The sequence below is a fragment of the Vibrio sp. 1F279 genome (genome assembly GCF_041439815.1).
GTDB lineage: Bacteria > Pseudomonadota > Gammaproteobacteria > Enterobacterales > Vibrionaceae > Vibrio > Vibrio tasmaniensis_A.
The window spans coordinates 70,579-90,200 of record NZ_JBGOOU010000010.1 but is presented as its reverse complement, the minus strand read 5'-3'; the positions used below and the strand labels follow the sequence as shown (position 1 = coordinate 90,200).

At 45.0% G+C, this 19,622-nt stretch carries 22 protein-coding genes; 7 read left to right on the top strand and 15 right to left on the bottom strand.

From position 1 onward, the window contains the following. Positions 1–138: 138 nt before the first annotated feature. Positions 139–1,590, bottom strand: a complete 1,452-nt coding sequence (gene aspA / locus ACED60_RS09955) for an aspartate ammonia-lyase (RefSeq protein WP_371727424.1) — start codon at positions 1,588–1,590, stop codon at positions 139–141. A gap of 284 nt (positions 1,591–1,874) precedes the next feature. On the opposite strand from aspA, the gene ACED60_RS09950 reads away from it, so the two are divergent. Further along, on the top strand, positions 1,875–2,399 hold the full coding sequence (locus ACED60_RS09950; protein WP_012604974.1) for an FxsA family protein: 525 nt from the start codon (positions 1,875–1,877) through the stop codon (positions 2,397–2,399). Between the two features lie 136 nt (positions 2,400–2,535). On the opposite strand, the gene trmL is transcribed toward ACED60_RS09950, so the two are convergent. From trmL to ACED60_RS09930, 4 genes are all read right to left on the bottom strand, one after another. After that, on the bottom strand, positions 2,536–3,015 hold the full coding sequence (trmL, locus tag ACED60_RS09945) for a tRNA (uridine(34)/cytosine(34)/5-carboxymethylaminomethyluridine(34)-2'-O)-methyltransferase TrmL (RefSeq protein ID WP_009844716.1): 480 nt from the start codon (positions 3,013–3,015) through the stop codon (positions 2,536–2,538). A gap of 77 nt (positions 3,016–3,092) precedes the next feature. Continuing rightward, positions 3,093–3,710 carry a superoxide dismutase gene (locus ACED60_RS09940; protein ID WP_012604973.1) on the bottom strand — a complete coding sequence of 206 codons (618 nt, stop codon included), beginning with the start codon at positions 3,708–3,710 and terminating at the stop codon, positions 3,093–3,095. A gap of 76 nt (positions 3,711–3,786) precedes the next feature. Further along, complete coding sequence (gene cpxA / locus ACED60_RS09935) at positions 3,787–5,166, bottom strand: envelope stress sensor histidine kinase CpxA (RefSeq protein WP_012604972.1); 1,380 nt, start codon at positions 5,164–5,166, stop codon at positions 3,787–3,789. Then, positions 5,166–5,855, bottom strand: a complete 690-nt coding sequence (locus ACED60_RS09930; protein ID WP_009844719.1) for a response regulator — start codon at positions 5,853–5,855, stop codon at positions 5,166–5,168. Before ACED60_RS09930 ends, cpxA begins: the two co-directional genes overlap by 1 nt. Positions 5,856–6,034: 179 nt before the next feature. Between ACED60_RS09930 and ACED60_RS09925 the strand changes: the two genes are divergently transcribed. From ACED60_RS09925 to pfkA, 3 genes are all read left to right on the top strand, one after another. Further along, positions 6,035–6,544 carry a CpxP family protein gene (locus ACED60_RS09925; RefSeq protein ID WP_135444592.1) on the top strand — a complete coding sequence of 170 codons (510 nt, stop codon included), beginning with the start codon at positions 6,035–6,037 and terminating at the stop codon, positions 6,542–6,544. Positions 6,545–6,707: 163 nt separating this feature from the next. Next, a complete protein-coding gene (gene fieF / locus ACED60_RS09920; RefSeq protein ID WP_009848870.1) occupies positions 6,708–7,616 on the top strand; it encodes a CDF family cation-efflux transporter FieF in 909 nt (302 codons plus the stop codon). A 316-nt stretch (positions 7,617–7,932) separates the two neighbouring features. Next, on the top strand, positions 7,933–8,895 hold the full coding sequence (gene pfkA / locus ACED60_RS09915) for a 6-phosphofructokinase (RefSeq protein WP_009848871.1): 963 nt from the start codon (positions 7,933–7,935) through the stop codon (positions 8,893–8,895). A gap of 150 nt (positions 8,896–9,045) precedes the next feature. Here pfkA and tpiA read toward each other — a convergent pair whose 3' ends face one another. Then, entirely contained in the window at positions 9,046–9,816 is a 771-nt protein-coding gene (tpiA, locus tag ACED60_RS09910) for a triose-phosphate isomerase (protein ID WP_012604968.1), read from the bottom strand. A 249-nt stretch (positions 9,817–10,065) separates the two neighbouring features. On the opposite strand from tpiA, the gene ACED60_RS09905 reads away from it, so the two are divergent. Beyond that, positions 10,066–10,413: a 5-carboxymethyl-2-hydroxymuconate Delta-isomerase gene (locus tag ACED60_RS09905; protein ID WP_004729703.1), complete on the top strand. Its 348-nt coding sequence runs from the start codon at positions 10,066–10,068 to the stop codon at positions 10,411–10,413. Between the two features lie 86 nt (positions 10,414–10,499). Beyond that, positions 10,500–10,922, top strand: a complete 423-nt coding sequence (locus tag ACED60_RS09900) for a DUF805 domain-containing protein (RefSeq protein ID WP_009848873.1) — start codon at positions 10,500–10,502, stop codon at positions 10,920–10,922. A gap of 69 nt (positions 10,923–10,991) precedes the next feature. Here the strand turns inward: ACED60_RS09900 and ACED60_RS09895 are convergent, their stop codons facing one another. From ACED60_RS09895 to glpX, 3 genes are all read right to left on the bottom strand, one after another. Next, on the bottom strand, positions 10,992–11,339 hold the full coding sequence (locus ACED60_RS09895; RefSeq protein WP_102250562.1) for a DUF3135 domain-containing protein: 348 nt from the start codon (positions 11,337–11,339) through the stop codon (positions 10,992–10,994). 136 nt (positions 11,340–11,475) lie between these two features. Further along, positions 11,476–12,102, bottom strand: a complete 627-nt coding sequence (locus ACED60_RS09890; RefSeq protein WP_102250563.1) for a metalloregulator ArsR/SmtB family transcription factor — start codon at positions 12,100–12,102, stop codon at positions 11,476–11,478. Positions 12,103–12,302: 200 nt separating this feature from the next. Next, positions 12,303–13,310, bottom strand: a complete 1,008-nt coding sequence (glpX, locus tag ACED60_RS09885; protein WP_371727423.1) for a class II fructose-bisphosphatase — start codon at positions 13,308–13,310, stop codon at positions 12,303–12,305. Positions 13,311–13,634: 324 nt separating this feature from the next. Between glpX and zapB the strand changes: the two genes are divergently transcribed. Beyond that, positions 13,635–13,877 (top strand): cell division protein ZapB, encoded by a 243-nt coding sequence (gene zapB, locus ACED60_RS09880; RefSeq protein WP_009848877.1) that lies wholly within the window; start codon positions 13,635–13,637, stop codon positions 13,875–13,877. A 109-nt stretch (positions 13,878–13,986) separates the two neighbouring features. Here zapB and rraA read toward each other — a convergent pair whose 3' ends face one another. The 6 genes from rraA to cytR form a co-directional block, all read right to left on the bottom strand. After that, the gene (rraA, locus tag ACED60_RS09875; protein ID WP_009848878.1) at positions 13,987–14,505 is read right to left on the bottom strand and encodes a ribonuclease E activity regulator RraA; all 519 of its coding nucleotides are present in this window, start codon (positions 14,503–14,505) and stop codon (positions 13,987–13,989) included. A gap of 73 nt (positions 14,506–14,578) precedes the next feature. After that, complete coding sequence (locus tag ACED60_RS09870; protein ID WP_009848879.1) at positions 14,579–15,496, bottom strand: 1,4-dihydroxy-2-naphthoate polyprenyltransferase; 918 nt, start codon at positions 15,494–15,496, stop codon at positions 14,579–14,581. A gap of 155 nt (positions 15,497–15,651) precedes the next feature. Further along, complete coding sequence (gene hslU / locus ACED60_RS09865; protein ID WP_009848880.1) at positions 15,652–16,992, bottom strand: HslU--HslV peptidase ATPase subunit; 1,341 nt, start codon at positions 16,990–16,992, stop codon at positions 15,652–15,654. A 58-nt stretch (positions 16,993–17,050) separates the two neighbouring features. After that, positions 17,051–17,599 carry an ATP-dependent protease subunit HslV gene (gene hslV / locus ACED60_RS09860; protein WP_004729692.1) on the bottom strand — a complete coding sequence of 183 codons (549 nt, stop codon included), beginning with the start codon at positions 17,597–17,599 and terminating at the stop codon, positions 17,051–17,053. A 238-nt stretch (positions 17,600–17,837) separates the two neighbouring features. Beyond that, positions 17,838–18,377, bottom strand: coding sequence for an SPOR domain-containing protein (locus ACED60_RS09855; protein WP_009848881.1), 540 nt, complete (start codon positions 18,375–18,377; stop codon positions 17,838–17,840). A gap of 122 nt (positions 18,378–18,499) precedes the next feature. Then, the gene (cytR, locus tag ACED60_RS09850) at positions 18,500–19,504 is read right to left on the bottom strand and encodes a DNA-binding transcriptional regulator CytR (RefSeq protein WP_009848882.1); all 1,005 of its coding nucleotides are present in this window, start codon (positions 19,502–19,504) and stop codon (positions 18,500–18,502) included. Positions 19,505–19,622: the final 118 nt, after the last annotated feature.

Genomic DNA, 19,622 nt, shown 5'->3' with positions numbered 1-19,622 from the left:
CTGGAATGTTCACATAATAGTTCTATGGTTTAGATTCTATTTCGCAAAAGTGCAACCAACAGAAATCCACAAAATTAACATGGTTAACCGTATTGGAGCCTAAAAAAGGGCTCCGTTTGGAGCCCTTTTTCGCTAACGTTATTCGTAGCGTTTTGCTTTATACTGAGGATGCATCAAATTTTCAACAGAGAAAATGTCATCAAGTTCTTCTTCGGTTAATAACCCGCGCTCTAGAACCACATCACGCACGCTTTTACCTGTTTCAGCACAGATCTTACCAACAACATCACCCTCGTGGTGGCCAATGTATGGGTTTAGGTAAGTGACGATACCGATAGAGTTAAATACGTGAGATTCACACACTTCTTTGTTCACAGTAATGCCGTCTACACACTTGTCGCGTAGGTTCACACATGCGTTTGTTAGAATGTCTAGAGACTCAAACATGCTTTGTGCGATAACAGGTTCCATTACGTTCAGTTGAAGCTGACCGCCTTCTGCTGCGAAAGAAACCGTGTTGTCGTTACCTAGAACTTTAAAGCAAACTTGGTTTACTACTTCAGGCACTACTGGGTTTACTTTAGCTGGCATGATTGAAGAGCCAGCTTGCAGTTCAGGTAGGTTTAGTTCGTTAAAGCCAGTGCGTGGGCCTGAAGAAAGAAGACGTAAGTCGTTACAAATCTTAGACAGTTTAACCGCTAGGCGCTTAAGTGCACCGTGCGTCATTACGTATGCGCCACAGTCAGATGTTGCTTCGATAAGATCTTCAGCCGCTACACACTCTAAGCCCGTTACTTCTGCTAGGTGTTTCACTGCTAGGCCTTGGTAACCCGGTGCTGCGTTCAGACCAGTACCGATAGCCGTTGCGCCTAGGTTAACTTCAAGAAGAAGCTTTGAAGTGTATTCTAGGTTTTTGATTTCTTCGTTGATGGTTACAGCCCAAGCGTGGAACTCTTGGCCAACCGTCATTGGAACAGCATCTTGAAGTTGAGTACGGCCCATCTTCAGGATTGTGTTGAATTCTTGGCTCTTAAGCTCGAATGCGCCTTTTAGGTATTCGATAGCGTCAATCAGTTTACGAACGCTGTTGTAAACTGAGATACGGAAACCAGTTGGGTAAGCACAGTTTGTTGATTGGCTGCGGTTTACATGGTCATTCGGGTTGATGAACTCATATTGGCCTTTTTCTTTGCCCATAAGTTCAAGTGCCACGTTTGCCACAACTTCGTTAGCATTCATGTTTACAGAAGTACCAGCACCACCTTGGAATACATCCGATGGGAACTGATCCATGCACTTACCAGTGTCTAGAATGAGGTCACAAGCTTCGATGATGTATTTAGCTACTTCGCTTGGGATTACACCTAACTCTTTGTTTGCTAAAGCCGCTGCTTTCTTTGTCATCACCATACCGCGAACGAATTCAGGTACATCTGAGATCGTTACATTTGAGATGTTGAAGTTTTCAACTGCGCGTAGAGTGTGGATGCCGTAGTAAGCATCAGCCGGAACATGACGTTGACCTAGTAGATCTTCTTCGAGACGAGTAGCTTGAGGAGCTTCAACTTGAGCTTCTGGTAGATTAGCCATAACAGGATCCTTAGAGAATTATTCTGATTATATAGTTAGTTATTAGCCTATTCTGTGTGCAAATACTCCGTTCGCTAGAATATTGGGCTGATAAATCCGTCCTGACTTATGTGGCACATGATACTGTACTTAGCGCATAAAAATATTAAGTTGATCACCTTTTTCGGTTTTGTTTCGTCAATATTTTGCAAAGTTATTCTCGGTCAATAAACACGCTTATTTACAGGATAAATTTGAGATTGATAGGGCTTTCAGCGTAAACTGGATGTAACAAAGGAGGGCGTGTGTTTCCTATCTTATTATTACTATTTATCTTCGTACCCATCATTGAGATTGGGCTATTTATTCAAGTTGGTGGCTTCTTAGGATTGTGGCCAACTATTGCGTTGGTTTTGATTACTGCATTTGTTGGTGCATCGCTTGTTCGTAGCCAAGGCATTCAAACACTTATGTCTGTGCAAGGTCGATTACAACAAGGCGAAATGCCAGCACAACAGATTCTTGAAGGCGTGATGCTTGCGGTTGCTGGTGTATTGCTGCTGACTCCTGGCTTTATGACGGACGCACTCGGTATGTTGGTATTGCTACCAGCACCAAGAGCGATGATTGCTAAGAAAATGATGGAAAAAATGGTGGTGACCAATATGTCTGGCGGTTTCCATGCGGGTGGACAGGCTGGTTTTGGTCAGAGTCCATTTGGACAAGACCCATTCAATCGCGATCCCTCTGACCAATCAAAAGACGGCAACACCTTTGAGGGTGAATTTGAGAAGAAAGACGATGACAACGATCGTAACCGCTTAAACTAATCCGTTTTTTCTCTTCTTTGTTTTTATCTCTTCTTTATATAGAGGGAAAAACAGAAAAGGCTCTTACCTTTATCCTTCGCAAGAAAGTGATAATGGTAAGAGCCTTTTTTATTGCTAGCAGGGGGTGAGCGTTCGGTTATACCGCGCCTTCAAAGCCCATTTGTCGCCACGCTTCGAATGCAATAATAGCAACCGCGTTAGATAGGTTGAGGCTACGCGCATCTGGCATCATTGGAATACGAATGCGTTGTTCCATTGGCATGCTTTCGATGAACTCTGCAGGCAGGCCACGTGTCTCAGGGCCAAACATCAACACATCACCTTGTTGGAATTTCGCATCCACGTGGTGACCTGTGGTCTTTGTCGTGCAAGCAAAGATGCGGAAGTCACCCTCGCGTTCATTCTCTAGATACTCAAGAAAGGCTTCTAGGTTCTTGTGACGCTTAACACGCGCTAGGTCGTGGTAATCCAAGCCAGCACGACGAACTTTCTTCTCTTCAAAATCAAAGCCAAGCGGCTCAATCAGGTGCAGGTTTGCGCCGCAGTTAGCACATAGGCGGATGATGTTACCCGTATTGGGCGCAATTTCAGGTTCGTATAGAGCGATATCAAACATGTTGGTTCACAAGAATAATCAAAGATAGCCAGAGTATACGGTGGCAAGCTGAGTGAGTACAGTTCACCACCATTGGCTTACGCTTTATTCGCGAGTGCTTGTGCGTAGTTTTCAGAAACCGCATTCCAATTCACCACGTTCCACCATGCATTGATGTAATCAGGGCGACGGTTTTGGTAGCTGATGTAGTAGGCGTGTTCCCAGACATCCAGTGCAAGAATCGGCTCACCGTTGCTGGCGATGGTATCCATCCACGGGTTGTCTTGGTTTGAGGTCGAGATGATTTTCAGTTGTCCTTCTTCTACTACCAACCAAGCAAAGCCTGAACCGAAGGTATTGATTGCCGCTTGAGCGAACTGATCTTGGAATGTCTCGAAATCTCCGAAAGTACTTTGGATCGCGTCGCCAAGTTTACCTGCCGGTTCACCCCCGCCATCTTGAGCCATGCAGTTCCAATATAAAATATGGTTGTAGTAACCGCCGCCATTGTTGCGAACGGCAGGGCTGTGCTGAGAGATGTTAGCGAAGATCTCGGTCAGAGATTGCTGCTCAAGTTCACTGCCAGAAATCGCCGCAACAAACTTATCGTAGTAGGTTCTATGGTGCTTGCTGTAATGCACTTCCATCGTCTTAGCGTCAATGTAAGGTTCTAGGGCGTCGTAGGCGTAGGGTAGAGCAGGAAAAGAGTGTGACATGGTAAATCCTCCTTAATTAGAGGACTTACCATAATGATAATGGAAATCATTATCAACTGTGATCTTTGTAGGGGTATTACACTGGCAGGATAGGCAGGGTGATTTTGAGTTGTAATCCACCGAGCTGGCTACGGCTTGCAGTGATGGTTCCGCTGTGTTGACGAATCGCACTCTCTGTAATGGTTAGGCCAAGCCCTGTGCCGCCAGAGTTACGATCTCGCGCCGTTGAAACTCGGTAGAAAGGTCTAAAGATAGAATCCAGTTCGTCATCAGGCACACCATCGCCATTATCATTGACGCAAATCGTCAGCCGATCTTGGACAACATCGAATTGCACATCGACTTGGTCTTTACCGTAGTAGATAGCATTGCGCGTAATATTGTCCAAGGCACTCATCAGTAGCTTAGGGTTACCCGAAATAGAACGGTCTGGGATCTCTGAAAACGTCAGTAATTTACCCATCTGTTCAGCTTCAAATTCTGCATCTTTTAAAATCTCTTCCCATAAGCTCGAAATAGGCTGAACCTCACGAGTAATATGGCTGTCGACCTGCATGCGTGATAGCGTCAGTAGCTCACTGATCATTTGCTCTAATCGCTGAGCTTCCATATCAATACGTTCTAACTCTTGGCTCTCACCCTGTTTACGAATCGCAAGAGCATTGGCCATGCGAAGGCGGGTCAATGGCGATCGTAGCTCGTGTGAGATATCTGAAAGTAGGCGTTGTTGCCCCGAAATCATCTGATTAACCGCTTCGACCATCTGGTTAAAGCTCTCACCCGCTTGTCTGAATTCTGAGGTGCCTTTTTCGAGTGTGGGATCGACCTCAAACTGACCTTTCGCCACACGTTGTGCTGCGCGTTCAAGCCTACGAGCCGGTTGGCTCAATGCCCAAGCTAACCATAATAGCAGTGGGGTACTTGCTAGCATTACCGCAAGCAATAATTGTAAAGGTCTATCAAATAAGCGCAGCAAAAATGGAGGAGGTTGGTTCCATTTTACTCCGGCATACATCAGTAATTCTTCTCCAGCGAGTGTGATAGGGACTGGCCCTGCTACCATGTAATGTCCGTATAACTTTTGCTTGGGTAATTCAGGGTTATCTATCGAGGTAACAAAATTACGAATCGCTTTAAGTTTGTAATTTGAGTGTCTTTTCGATGTAAGGACCGCGCCTTCAAGGTCGGTTAGGTAAATACGAGCACGAGAATCCTTGCGGCTACGCGGAGCCTCAAGTTGGAACACTATTTTTCCCAGGTTAGATTCTTTGGCGTAGCGCTTTTCTGTGAATTTAGCGATACGTTCGAGTTTATCGAGATGATCGGCAGGCACATCGCGCGCCACTCGCGGGTCTAAATGGGGAAGTGACAGTACCGACAAAAGCACCAGTAACATGGTGAACCAAAAGATAGCAAAGATACGTCCATATAAGCTGGTGATTTTAGGTATACGCATTAATCTTCCTCTACCAATAAGTAGCCACGGCCTCGTAATGTCTTGATGCGAGATTTACCGTCACTGCGTTCTGGGATTTTTTTACGTAGGTTGGATATGTGCATGTCTATCGCACGGTCAAATGCTGCAAGCCTTTTGCCCAGCACATCCAAACTCAACGCTTCCTTGGTGATCACTTGCCCTGGGTTCTGGATTAGGTGACTCAGCAAAGCGAACTCGGTGGTGGTAAGATCGATAAGCTGGCCATTACAATAAGCTTCTTGCTTGCCGGGGAACACTTCAATGTCTTGATATTGAATCTTATCACTGGCTGCTTTAGGAGCGGTGTTGATCTGCGTTCTACGTAAGATGGCACGAATACGAGCGAGCAGCTCTCGGTCACTGAAAGGCTTTGGCAAGTAATCATCTGCGCCAAGCTCAAGGCCAATCACACGATCGATCTCTTCACCTTTAGCTGTCAGCATCAGTACTGGCGTTTCCCAATTTTCTCTTAGTTTCTTTAGCGTTTCCATACCGTTAAGGCGCGGCATCATCACGTCCAAAAGAATCAAATCTATCTCATCATTGATAGCTTCCAATCCCGCATAGCCGTCGTTGGCTTCGGAAACAGTGAATCCCTCAAAGCTCAGTATGTCTTTAAGTAAGCCGGTTAGCTCGGTGTCGTCATCAATAAGAAGAATGTTCGCCATTGGGAAGCCTTAATCAGTTGTTTATAGGTTAATAATACTGCTAATTATTCGTCAATTTTCACTCTTTACGATTCTTTACGATTTCTAAACGTCGCTTTACGAGGGAAAGACTAATCTATATCTAAGCGCTGAAAACAAACGCAACACATGACTGATTATACCGAATTGAGGCAAAAATTATGAAAATGACTAAGAAACTTGTACTAGTAGCTGCGGCACTTCCACTTATGTTAGGTACAGCAAGCGCGTTCGCATATGGCGGTGGCGATAAAGGTGACCACAAAGGCATGCACGGCAAGTGTGGCGGCTTTGACAAAAAAGTGATGCGTCAACTGGATCTGACGGATGCTCAAAAAGCAGAGCTAAAAGAGATGCGTGAAGCGAACCGTGCTGAGATGAAAGCAAAGCATTCAGGTAATAAAGCGGACAAGATGGCGCAGATGAAAGCGCACCACGAGAAAGTTCAAGATTTAGTTCTAGCCGATACCTTTGATGAAGCGGCGGCAAACGACCTAGCAACCCAAATGGTAGAGAAGCAAACAGAGCGTCGTTTAACCATGCTGAAGAAGCAACATCAAATGATGAGCGTGCTAACACCTGAACAGAAGACTCAACTGAAAGAAATCCAGCAAGATCGCATGGCTAAATGTGCGGACAAAATGGAAAAACGCATGAACAAAGATAAGTAATTCATGGTTTGAAAAAGCTGAATTGATTGAAAGTGTTTAGAAAGAAGCGGCCTAGTGCCGCTTTTTTTGATCTTTAAAATGAACGTATTAGATCCTAGCTGTCATATTCAATCGGTGTTTTGCGGGTTATACTTTGTGCTATCAGTCACTTTATAGCCAATTTATGAAACAAGAATACGCACGTTTAGTTACGCTCGCCGCTTGGGCTGCCACCATCATTGCCTCCATATTATTGGTTGTGAAGGTTGCAGCGTGGTGGGTGACAGGCTCAGTCAGTTTATTAGCTTCTGTTGTTGACTCACTGTTGGATATCGCCGCTTCTGTCGTCAACCTTGTGGTGGTTCGTTACTCTCTGCAGCCAGCTGATAAAGAACATACCTTTGGTCATGGCAAGGCCGAATCTCTTGCTGCATTAGCACAAGCGATGTTTATTTCTGGTTCGGCTTGTTTCCTTATTCTTAACGGTATTGAACGTTTCTTCCGACCGCATGAACTGAACTCTCCTGAAATTGGTATTTATGTCAGCTTGTTCGCAATGGTCATGACCTTCGGTTTGGTTCGATTCCAAAAGCATGTTGTGAGCAAAACGGGTAGCCAAGCCATTGCGGCTGACTCACTGCATTATCAATCTGACCTCTATATGAATGCGGCGATTATGCTGGCGCTAGCACTGAGTTGGTTTGGTATCGGTCAAGCAGACTCTGTATTCGCGATTGGTATCGGCATCTACATTCTTTACAGTGCTTACCAAATGGCGATGGAAGCGGTGCAATCTCTACTTGATCACAAGCTACCCGATGAAGAGCTCAAGCAAATTAAAGAGGCATCGTTGAGTGTGGAAGGGGTACTGGGTGTACATCAACTAAGAACGCGCCGTTCTGGGCCTGTTCGTTTCATTCAATTGCATTTAGAACTCGAAGATAATATCCCACTGATTGAAGCACACCGCATTTCTGACGAAGTAGAGGACAAGCTTATTTCTGTGTTCCCTGATGCTGATGTATTAATTCATCAAGATCCATATTCGGTCGTATTTGGCCCAGAGAAGCAGCAGAAATTTCACTCATGGTAATGCGTCTAAAAATTAGGCAGCAAATGGCAAGTGAATGGCTTTTGAACTAAAGTGAGTAAAAATTGCTAACTCAAAGGTGATTCAAAAATCACCTTAGTAACAATTAATGTTGATTCTGATGTGAATCAACAAAGTTATTGAGTAAAACTGTAATACTCTTACAGAAGTAGAAATGTTACATAATTTTACGTGATTTAAGTGCTATTCCTGTTGAGGAAATGTAACATAACGTACAAATATAGATTTAAAATCTTGTTGATATACAATCAGCAAGAACAAGAATTGAATAATAGATTCCCAAAAATCGAGGGTGAGCATGATTAAGAAGATCGGTGTTTTGACCAGTGGTGGTGACGCTCCAGGCATGAACGCAGCAGTTCGCGGTGTAGTTCGTACTGCGCTATCAGTTGGCATTGAAGTTTACGGCATTTACGACGGCTACCAAGGCCTTGTGGAAGACCGTATCGAAAAGCTTGACCGTTCAAGCGTATCTGATGTGATCAACCGTGGTGGTACTTTCTTAGGTTCTGCACGTTTCCCTGAGTTCAAAGACGTTGCTGTTCGTGAGAAAGGCATCGAGAACCTTAAGAAGCACGGTATCGAAGCACTTGTTGTTATCGGTGGTGACGGTTCTTACATGGGTGCTAAGAAACTGACTGAGATGGGTTACCCATGTATCGGTCTTCCTGGCACAATCGATAATGATATCGCGGGTACTGATTACACTATCGGTTACCTAACTGCGCTTAACACTGTTATCGATTCAATCGACCGTCTACGTGATACGTCTTCTTCTCACCAACGTATTTCTATTGTTGAAATCATGGGCCGTCACTGTGGTGACCTTACGCTTATGTCAGCAATCGCGGGTGGTTGTGAGTACATCATTACACCTGAGACTGGCCTAGATAAAGATCAGCTAATCAGCAATATCCAAGATGGTATTGCGAAAGGCAAGAAGCACGCAATTATCGCTCTAACTGAACTAATGATGGACGCGAACGAATTGGCTAAAGAGATTGAAACGGCAACAGGTCGTGAGACTCGCGCAACCGTTCTTGGTCACATTCAACGTGGTGGTCGTCCTACTGCATTTGACCGTGTACTGGCTTCTCGTATGGGCAACTACGCTGTTCACCTTCTTCAAGAAGGTCAAGGTGGTCGTTGTGTTGGTATCGAGAAAGAAGCTCTTGTTCACCACGATATCATCGACTGTATCGAGAACATGCAGAACCCAGACCGTTCTGAGTTGTTCCGCGTTGCAGAAGAGTTATTCTAAGCCAAGCTTAGCGTTCGCTTAAAAAATATTAAAAACCGCTGATTGTTCAGCGGTTTTTTTGTGCCTGTCGTTTGAGTTTTTACAAACGGCAGGCACAAAAAAGGCCAACCTAAGTTGACCTTTCATCTAATCTAAACGGTGAAGTTTAAATTAAGCTTTTGCTTCAGCTGCTGCTTTAGCGATAGCTGCGAAGCTTTTCGCGTCAAGTGCTGCGCCGCCAACTAGAGCACCATCGATGTCTGGTTGTGCGAAGTAAGCTGCTGCGTTTTCTGGCTTAACAGAACCGCCGTATTGGATAACAACTTTCTTAGCAACGTCTTCAGATTTCTCTGCGATGTGTGCACGGATTTGAGCGTGGATGCGTTGTGCATCTTCAGCTGTAGCTGCTTTACCAGTACCGATAGCCCAGATTGGTTCGTAAGCGATGATAGCGCCTTCAAGAGCTTCAACACCTTGAGTGTTGATAACAGCGTCAAGTTGACGAGCACATACAGCAACAGTTTCGCCTGCTTCGTTTTGTGCTTCAGATTCACCGATACAAAGAACTGGAGTTAGGCCGTTCTCTTTTAGGAATGCGAATTTCTTAGCAACGAATTCGTCAGACTCAGCGTGGTATTCACGACGCTCAGAGTGACCGATGATGATGTGAGATGCGCCGAACTCTTTAAGCATTGCTGGAGACATGTCGCCAGTGAATGCACCGCTGTTGTTTAGGTCAGAGTTTTGAGCACCTAGGATGATAGCGCTGCCCGCTTCAGTAAGCGTACGCTCAGCAAGATCAACGAAAAGTGCTGGTGGAGCAACTGCTACGTCTACGCCTGTTACGCCTTCAAGTTCAGCGTTAAGACCGTTTAGTAGATCAACAACCATTTCTTTGCTGCCGTTTAGTTTCCAGTTACCCATAACTACAGGATGACGCATAGGAATATCTCCAAAGTATTTAAATAAATCGAATGTAAAAAAGTAAACTTTATTACGAAATAATATAACAGAATAATATCAACAGATCATGACTGTGGTCATGACTTTCTTGGATCTTACTCAATGGTCAGAGTAGATTTTGAGCAAATATCAGTGATCCGGCAGACAGAATAATAGCTAACTTCTCGGATTTTTCATCGTTAGTTGCTATTAAGGGACAAACGATTGCGTTAACAATAGGAAGTAATAATGCCGAATCTAGTTCTAGAGTACTCAAATTCAGTGGATGAGCGAGTGAATATCCAAGGTTTACTGGAAGACCTTCATCAAGTTACATTAAACTGTGGTTTGTTTGATGTACCTTCTGTGAAGTCTCGTTCACTACGCTGTCATAACTGGTTGGTCGGTGATGAAGAGGACAATGTAGATTTTGTTCATATTAGCTTCGAGTTACTTTCTGGACGTACTGAAGAACAGAAAAGAGAATTGTCGCGTTTGTTAATGCAAACCTTACAAGAACAGGCAAGCCATATCCGTAGCCTAACGGTCAACATACGGGATATGGATAAAAGTTGCTTTCAGAAAGTGATTAACTAGCTAAAAATAATCAACTAACTAAAAGTGATTCACTAACTATTTGCTGCTAACTTTTTGGTAGCGTATTAATTTTTGAGTGTTTTAAGATGTCGATGAAAGATTTACTGCTCTCTTTCAAAGGGAGAATTGGTCGTAAGACTTACTGGATTTGGAATATTTTCTACTACATAGCGATTACTGGTTTTGCTTCTGGTATCTCTGTGTTGTTCCCTGCTTACTCTTACATCCTACTGCCAGTATTCCTATTGCTGCTAGTGATCCCAGATCTTGCGGTCACCGCTAAGCGCTGGCACGACCGCAATAAGTCGAATTACTGGTTACTACTAAATGTGCCCCTAGTACTGGGTCGTTTGGCTTCGCCAATGGCTGCGACTACCACTGAGCCGGTATCGCCAATCCATATGGTTGCGACCGTTGCAGCGTTAGTGTGTGGCTTATGGATTCTGATTGAGTGTGGTTTGTTGAAAGGCACAGAAGGCCGTAATGATTACGGTGAAGATCCAGTTTAAAGATTGGATGATTCATCAGTAAAAAGGGAGCATTGCGCTCCCTTTTTTCTTTTTGATACTTTTCTACTTTTAGTACATTTTGGGTTCAGTATTCGGCCTGAAAGGCACGACATTTTCAGGTTTAGGTTCTTCAAAACTACAGCGACCTTCGAGTGCCTCTTGGAATTTACAGACCTGACAGCGGAGCTCTTGCATGAGCACGACATTAACATGATGTGGGTTTTTACAGCGACCGACCACCAAATCGATGTGACTTTGCTGAGCGCGTAGCCTGTCTTGCATAGTTTCTGAGGCCGAACAAATCATCTGTTCGCACATCTCATGTTTGAATTGATTGAATGCTTTCGGATCGCTTTTGGCGAGTTGGACCAGTTCATCAAAGGGGGGCAGTTTTTGATTTGGCTGTGGCTGTGCCATGATTCCTTCCTTAGCATTAAGCGTGTTTCATATGCTTTAAGCTTAAGAAATAAATTTGTACAGATTTTAATCTATTCTCATTTTCTCAATATTGAGACGGAATCGGTGGGTTGGGACTAGCCCTTAGCGCTTGGTATTACGATAAAGGCGTGGGCGTTAAGGTGTAAGTACAGCGTCTCTCGCCGGAAATAATGTGTTCAGTGCGGCTTACATGACACTCATTTTTGAGCAGTTCAGTGAAAACATTGAGCTCAGATTGGCATAGGCTAGGGCAACGAGTTGCTGCTTTGCAGATGGGGCAGTGGTTCTCAATTAAGATGTAGTGCTCATCATGCTCTTGAAGTTCAGCCATGTAGCCTTCGTCTTCACGAAGCTGTGTGAGTTTTTCAAGCTTACTCATGAGCGAATCACAGCCAGACAGTGCAGATTGATACTGCTTCAGAGTGTGTTGTTCTCGCTCGGCAGCAACCTTAGCCAACCCCTCTTTACCGAATAGATTTTCTACGGCATCAATTACTTGAATAGTGAGTTCACCGTGTCGGTCTGAAAACTGGCTATGGCCTTGTTGAGTCAGGGACCAGTGGCGAGTCGGGCGACCCACTTTTACTTTCACATCATGAAACGCAAGAATACCGTCATCTTCCAGGCTTTGCAGATGTTGCCTTGCACCCATTGTCGTCATGCCAAACTCTTCTGACAGTTGTTTCGCGGTTACCGCGCCTTGACGCTTAATGGTCTGTAAGATTTTGTCGCTTGTTTTCATACTATCCCTACCTCATCAACCTTACTATTATGAGGCAAGGTGTTTATAAAGCAAACCATTTACTATATTGATGGGGATTTACTATATAGACAGCGTTTTACTCTAGCGACAGCAAATGGTGAGATTCTGGTGCACTAATAAAACAAAAGGCTGATACTTGGTATCAGCCTTGGAACGTTTCTGTTAGAGCTAGTTTAGGTCTACAGGATGTGACCGATTACTTCTGGGTCTTTACGCTCTAGGTAGTGGATAGATTTGATGCGGCGAATCGTACGACAGCGGCCACGGATAAGCAGAGTTTCTGTGGTTGCGATATTGCCTGTGCGAGTGATGCCCTCTAGAAGATCACCCTTAGTAATACCTGTTGCCGAGAACACAACATTATCGCTGCGTGCCATGTCTTCCATTTTCAAGACGATGCCCGCCGTTACGCCCATTTCTGCACAACGCTCTAATTCAAGCTCACCGTGTTTGCGGTTCTCTTCTGTATCGCCTTTTACTTCATGACGAGGAAGCAGACGTGCGTGCATGTCGCCGTCGAGTGCGCGAATAACAGCAGCCGAAACGACACCTTCAGGCGCGCCGCCGATGCAGTACATTACGTCTACTTCGCTGTCTGGCATACACGTTAGGATAGAAGCAGCAACATCACCATCTGGCACTGCGAATACACGAACGCCCATCGCCTGCATGTCAGCAATCACTTGATCATGACGTGGTTTAGCCAGTGTGGTTACTACTAGTGTATCGAGTGTTTTACCTAGTGCTTTCGCAATGTTTTCTAGGTTTTCTGTCAGTGGCAGTTCTAGGTCAATCACGCCTTTTGCGCCAGGGCCAACAACCAATTTTTCCATGTACATGTCAGGCGCTTTAAGGAAGTTGCCTTTTTCGCCTGCAGCCAATACCGCCAATGCATTTGATTGACCCATAGCTGTCATGCGTGTCCCTTCAATTGGGTCTACGGCTATATCGACTGCATCGCCGCCCACACCGACGTTTTCACCGATATATAGCATAGGTGCATCATCGATTTCACCTTCGCCGATAACAATCTCACCGCTAATTTCGGTTTTGTTTAGTAGGCTACGCATTACTTCTACAGCAGCGCCATCTGCAGCGTTTTTATCGCCACGACCAAGCCACTTGTAACCAGCTAGTGCTGCACCTTCTGTGACACGAGAGAATGACATTGCTAAATCGCGTTTCATGCGGACTCCAAAATTATCAAAGGGGGAATAGAAATTTCGCGGCGAATTTTACCATATCCCAAAGGAAACGTTTGCTTTTTTGTTTTTTGGAGATTGCTCTCGATCAATTCGCAGTGGAAAACAGTTATTATTCATCAAAATAATCGGTTTGCCCTTGTGGCGGTAATCACTCACGTCAATATTCGGTAAAAAGCGCTGTTTTTTTCATCGAATGGCGCAAAATATCGAATATATTGAGTGTTTATCCTTGCTCTGCTGAGTAGAATGGGGAAATAAGTGGAGTGAACCTTCACCATCAAACGGATAACTTAAAGGTAGGCCAGAATGTCTTTTGAAGTACTAGAGCAGCTAGAAGCAAAAATTCAAACAGCAGTAGATACAATTGCACTTCTTCAAATGGAAGTGGAAGAGCTTAAAGAAGAGAAACAAGCACTAGCAACAGAAGCTGGTGAGCTTAAAGCAAGCCGTCACGAGCTAGAGCAAAAAACTCAGCAAATGCAGGAAGAGCATTCAGCATGGCAAGATCGCATCCGTAACCTTCTTGGTAAAATGGATGACGTAGAGTAATCGACTCTTCAGATTTTAAAAAACGCCCGCGACTCAGTAGCGGGCGTTTTCGTTTGTATTCTTATGCTTTGTGTTCTTTGGCTTGTTTTATTATTTGAAGCTGAGTGAGTTACTCGGCCTCTTCTTCTTCAACATCCAGATCGAGTTCTACATCCAAAGGCTCTGCCGAAAGAATAATGCCAGTGTTGTCTGCATAGAGGTAATCTTCAGGTAAGAAGGTCACGCTGCCAAAGTTCACAGGTACATCCAATTCGCCGACACCTTCTTGGCTTGCACCCACAGGAATAGAGGCTAAAGCCTGAATACCAAGATTCATGTCTTCTAGCTCATCGACTTCGCGTACGCAGCCGTAAACCACAATACCTTCCCACTCATTGTCTTCAGCAAGTAGGGCAATCTCAGCATCGATCAGCGCTTTACGCAGCGAGCCGCCACCATCGATTAACAACACACGCCCCAAACCATCTTGTTCTAATACGGAGCGAATTAAAGCATTGTCTTCAAAACACTTTAATGTCGTGATCTGTCCTGCGAAGGATGCACGTCCACCGAAGTTGCTGAACATTGGCTCCACGACATCAACTTGATCCAAATATATGTCGCACAGTGCTGAAGTGTTGTATTCCATTAGTATACCTTTTGAACAATGAGCTTACTTTGAGTATATCGGTGCTTGATCCCTTTGCAATGATTAGTCTCATTTAACTCAATAGAGTTTGAGCTACGACAACCCCTGCAAACAATAGGTTAGTGACCAGTGAACATTTCACTATCACGGGCATCATTGGTGCAATCTGCGCTGGCTTTTCGGTTTCCCAAACGGCCTTACCGTGCTTATAAACAATAATAATGCTCAGTAAAAACGGCAGGCTGATCCAGACCGGTTTTTCTTGAATCAGTAGGTAGATAGCGAAAGAGGCAAGGGCGAGCCCAAGCAGTGCAAAATGATAGTGTTTGGCTTTGCGCTGCCCTAGGCGAACCGCCATGGTGCGTTTGCCACATTCGCTGTCGTTTTCAATATCCCGCATGTTGTTGATATTGAGTACCGCAACCGCCATCAAGCCGCAGCCCAATGCCGGAAGGAATAGGCTTGGTTCAACATGGCCAGTGTGTAAGAAATAAGTCCCTGAAACGCCTAACAAACCGAAGAAGATAAATACCGATAAGTCGCCAAGGCCAATATAACCATAAGGTTTATTGCCGACGGTGTAAGCGATGGCTGCAACAATGGCTAATACGCCTAACGCAATGAAAGATAAGATACTCTCAATCGAGGTTAAGGCATGAAAGATAAGAATCAGCCCAGCGAGCATGGTAAATACGATGTTGAGGATGATCGCTTGCTTCATGGTTTTCGCGGTCACCGCGCCAGATTGCATTGCACGTGTTGGCCCTAGACGGTTTTCGTTGTCTGTGCCTTTTACCGCGTCGCCATAGTCATTGGCTAAGTTCGACAGAATCTGTAATAGAGTGGCGGTTAAAAATGCCAGCAGGGCTATTGATAAAGAAAAATGACCACCAGCGAACGCTAAACTACTTCCTGTAAGAATAGAGACAAGTGCGAGAGGCAGAGTTTTTGGGCGTGCGGCATCAAGCCAAATCAGTAGAGATTGTTTCATCGTAGGTCTAATTCTTTGTAAGTCTTCGTTTCATACTGTGATTTGAGTATACGCCCATTTTTCGGGTAATAAAAAGCCCACTCGAAAGTGGGCCTTGAATTCGCTTATTAGCTGCTATTTCTTTGAGATAGAGCAATAAGTTGGAGTTTCCTGTGCTACAGGATGAAGCGACTTAGGTCTTCGTCTTCTACGAGCTCGCCAAGCTTAGATATTACATAAGCTTCATCAATTACTAATTTGCTGCCTGCTCGGTCTGTTGCGTCGAATGAAATCTCATCCATTAGGCGTTCCATTACCGTGTGTAGACGACGCGCACCGATGTTTTCAGTGGTTTCGTTGACACGCCATGCTGCGTCAGCAATCTGGTTGATGCCATCTTCAGTAAACTCAATGCCGACATCTTCTGTTTTCATCAGAGCAATGTACTGCTCTGTCAATGATGCTTTTGGCTCAGTCAGAATACGTTTGAAGTCATGTGCAGAAAGCGCTTCAAGTTCAACACGGATTGGTAGACGACCTTGCAGTTCAGGGATTAGGTCTGATGGCTTAGCCACTTGGAATGCACCTGATGTGATAAACAAAATGTGGTCAGTTTTAACCATACCGTGCTTAGTCGATACTGTACTGCCTTCGATAAGAGGAAGCAGGTCACGCTGAACGCCTTCACGAGATACGTCTGGGCCTGAGCTGTCGCCACGCTTACAGATTTTGTCGATCTCATCGATGAATACGATGCCGTTGTTTTCAGCATTGAAGATCGCGCTCTCTTTTAGCTCTTCTTGGTTCACAAGCTTCGCAGCTTCTTCTTCCGTTAGTGCTTTGAATGCGTCTTTGATTTTCATCTTACGCTTTTTCTTGGTGTCGCCAGCGAGATTTTGGAACATGCCTTGTAGCTGGTTAGTCATCTCTTCCATGCCTGGAGGTGACATGATTTCAACACCCATTTGTGGCGCCGCTACATCAACTTCAATCTCTTTGTCGTCTAGCTTACCTTCACGCAGTTTCTTGCGGAAAATCTGGCGAGTGTTTGAAGAGGTTGTGTCTTCAGTTGATTGCTCGTTCTGACCCCAAGCATCACGCGCTGGTGGTAGAAGGGCATCAAGAATACGTTCTTCAGCTTGTTCTTCAGCGCGGTATTGTACTTTTTCCATCGCTTGTTGATGTGTCATCTTAATCGCAACGTCCGTTAGATCACGGATGATGGTTTCAACTTCTTTACCTACGTAGCCCACTTCAGTGAACTTAGTCGCTTCTACCTTGATGAAAGGCGCGTTTGCTAGTTTCGCAAGACGGCGAGCAATTTCAGTTTTACCGACACCGGTTGGGCCGATCATCAGGATGTTTTTTGGTGATACTTCAACACGCAGACTTTCTTCAAGCTGCATACGACGCCAGCGGTTACGAAGGGCGATAGCCACTGAGCGCTTAGCGTTGTCTTGGCCGATAATGTGGCGATTGAGTTCGTGAACAATTTCGCGAGGAGTCATCTCAGACATGGTTTTTCCTTAATTCTTTAATCACTGTTGAATACAACGTTATTGATGGAAGCGGTCGTTACTCTGGCTTTGGCAGTTCAACGGTGCTTTCTAGTTCTTCAATAGTGTGGTGATGGTTGGTGAATACACAGATATCGCCCGCAATGTTCAGCGACTTTTCTGCGATTTCACGCGCATCTAAATCTGTATTTTCTAATAGTGCAGTGGCTGCTGCTTGAGCGAAGTTACCGCCCGAACCGATCGCAATCAGGTCGTTTTCTGGTTGAACGACGTCACCGTTACCTGTGATGATCAATGAAGCAGTTTCATCCGCTACTGCTAGCAGTGCTTCTAATTTACGTAGAGCACGGTCGCTACGCCAATCCTTCGCCAGCTCAACGGCAGCTTTGGTTAGGTGGCCTTGGTGCATTTGCAGCTTGCTTTCAAATTTTTCGAATAGCGTGAAAGCATCTGCCGTACCGCCAGCAAAACCGGCCAGTACTTTGTTGTTGTATAGGCGACGTACTTTACGGGCATTGCCCTTCATTACGGTGTTGCCTAGAGATACTTGTCCATCACCCGCGATGACGACTTTATTATTACGACGTACAGATACAATGGTAGTCACGAGTAGGGCCTCTTAATATTTCTTATCTTTGGGTATAAAAAGTATATGAGGATGGTGCTCGGATAATTCAAGGAAGGTCGAGTGATGTCGCGCAACTTATCGGCGGAAGTTGTAAGGAAATTTGGCTAAAGGGTGTAGATAAAAGAAAACCTCCACAATGGGAGGCTTTCGGTGTTTGGTTTTTCTGCTTCTGCTTCTGCTTCTGCTTCTGCTTCTGCTTCTGCGGCTAAATCTATAACTACTCGGTGTCTTTCCAAATAGCACAAGGTTCGATTTTCGCTCGCTGCAGCTTATGGCGATCTCGCTCTGCATCACGCTTCAATTTATATGGCCCTAGAACCACACGGTACCAGCTACTTCCATCTTTTTTACGGATTGAACTTGAGATACCTTGGAAAGCAATATCCAACTTACGTGCTTCAGCTTGGCTTGAGGTTTTGTACGCGCCACATTGCATGATGTAAGGGATCTTCGAGATCTGTTGCTCTTTGGCTTTTACTTCAATCTCACGACTTGGCAAGGTTTCAACGTAATCCCACTTCTCCTCTGGAGGGGGCGGAATTACTTTTGCTGGTTTCGGCTTAGGCTTTGGTTTGGTTACCACTGGAGTCGGTGCTGGCGGCTCAGGATCATTACTCAATAGGTAAAGGCCGTAACCAAAACCACCGGCAAGGAGGATCGCCAAAAGACCACTACGCCATGGTTTACGGCGAGGGGCTTGTTTTTTGGTCGGTTTTTTTGTGCCACGACCGCGCTTTACATAATCTCTATTAGCCACAAGACAATTCAATAGTTGCTGATTCTGCTCTCATGGTAATCCAGATTGAGCGAGGATAACAGTGCAGAAATGGAAGCGGCACATCAAAATGTGCCGCAGAATTATAAGGATATTTCTTCAGATTAGATTCGAGGCGGCGCTGTACTACCTCGAACGACTAATTTGGCTTCAAGCAGGCGCGACCCCGCTTGCACATCGTTGCCTTTAAGTACGTCGAGCATCATCAACATTGCTTGGCGTCCAATCTCATAACGAGGCTGAGAAATAGTGGTTAGCGGTGGATCGCAGTATTGAGCGAATTGGATGTCATCAAAGCCGACAATCGATAGGTCTTGAGGAACGCGTAAGCCTAATTTTTTCGCTTCTTGAATCGCGCCGATGGCCATCGCATCGTTATGACAGAAGATCGCTGTAGGTTGTTCAGGAAGAGCGAGTAATTGACGAACAGCTTGAGCGCCCGCTTCAAAGGTAAAGTCACCGACAGTGCTGTAGGCAGGATTCATTGATACTCCTGCACGACGTAGCGCTTGTTGGTAACCTTGTTGGCGGAATTTACACAGCGTTGCCGATATGGGCCCTGAGATTTGAGCGATACGTTTATGGCCTAACTGAGCTAGGTAGTTCACCGCTTCAAATGCTGAGGTCAGGTTATCGATGTGTACGGTAGGGAGTTCAAGCTCAGGGGCAAACTCACACGCCATCACCATCGGCGGTAAATTTTTTTGTTCAGGCTTACTGACATCAAACGGGTGGTCGGTGCCAAGTAGTAGCATGCCGTCAGCTTGTTTGGTGAATACTAAGTTAACAAATGAAGACTCACGCTTCTTCTGTTGGCCGCTATCACCCAGTAAAACGAGGTAGTCATTTTCTACTGCGGCATCTTCGATACCACGAATGATCTCTGCGAAATACGGGTCACAGATATCAGGAACAATAGTGATGATGGTTTTTGATTCGTTGCGACGTAAGTTTCTAGCTAATGTATTGGGTGAGTATCCAGCTTCAAGTACTGCTGTCTCCACTCGCTTACGAGTAGAAACCGAGACTTTTTCAGGGTTCATCAATGCACGTGATACCGTGGCTGTTGAAACGCCTGCTAGCTGGGCAACATCCTTCATTGTCGCCATAAATTAAACCCTCTTTTTAATTCCTTTGCTGCCTAAGTATCTAAGGCATGAATAATAAATGTAATCGAATAGATATTGTGAAAGTGTTGCTAACACTTTTTTTATTGCAATATTTTAT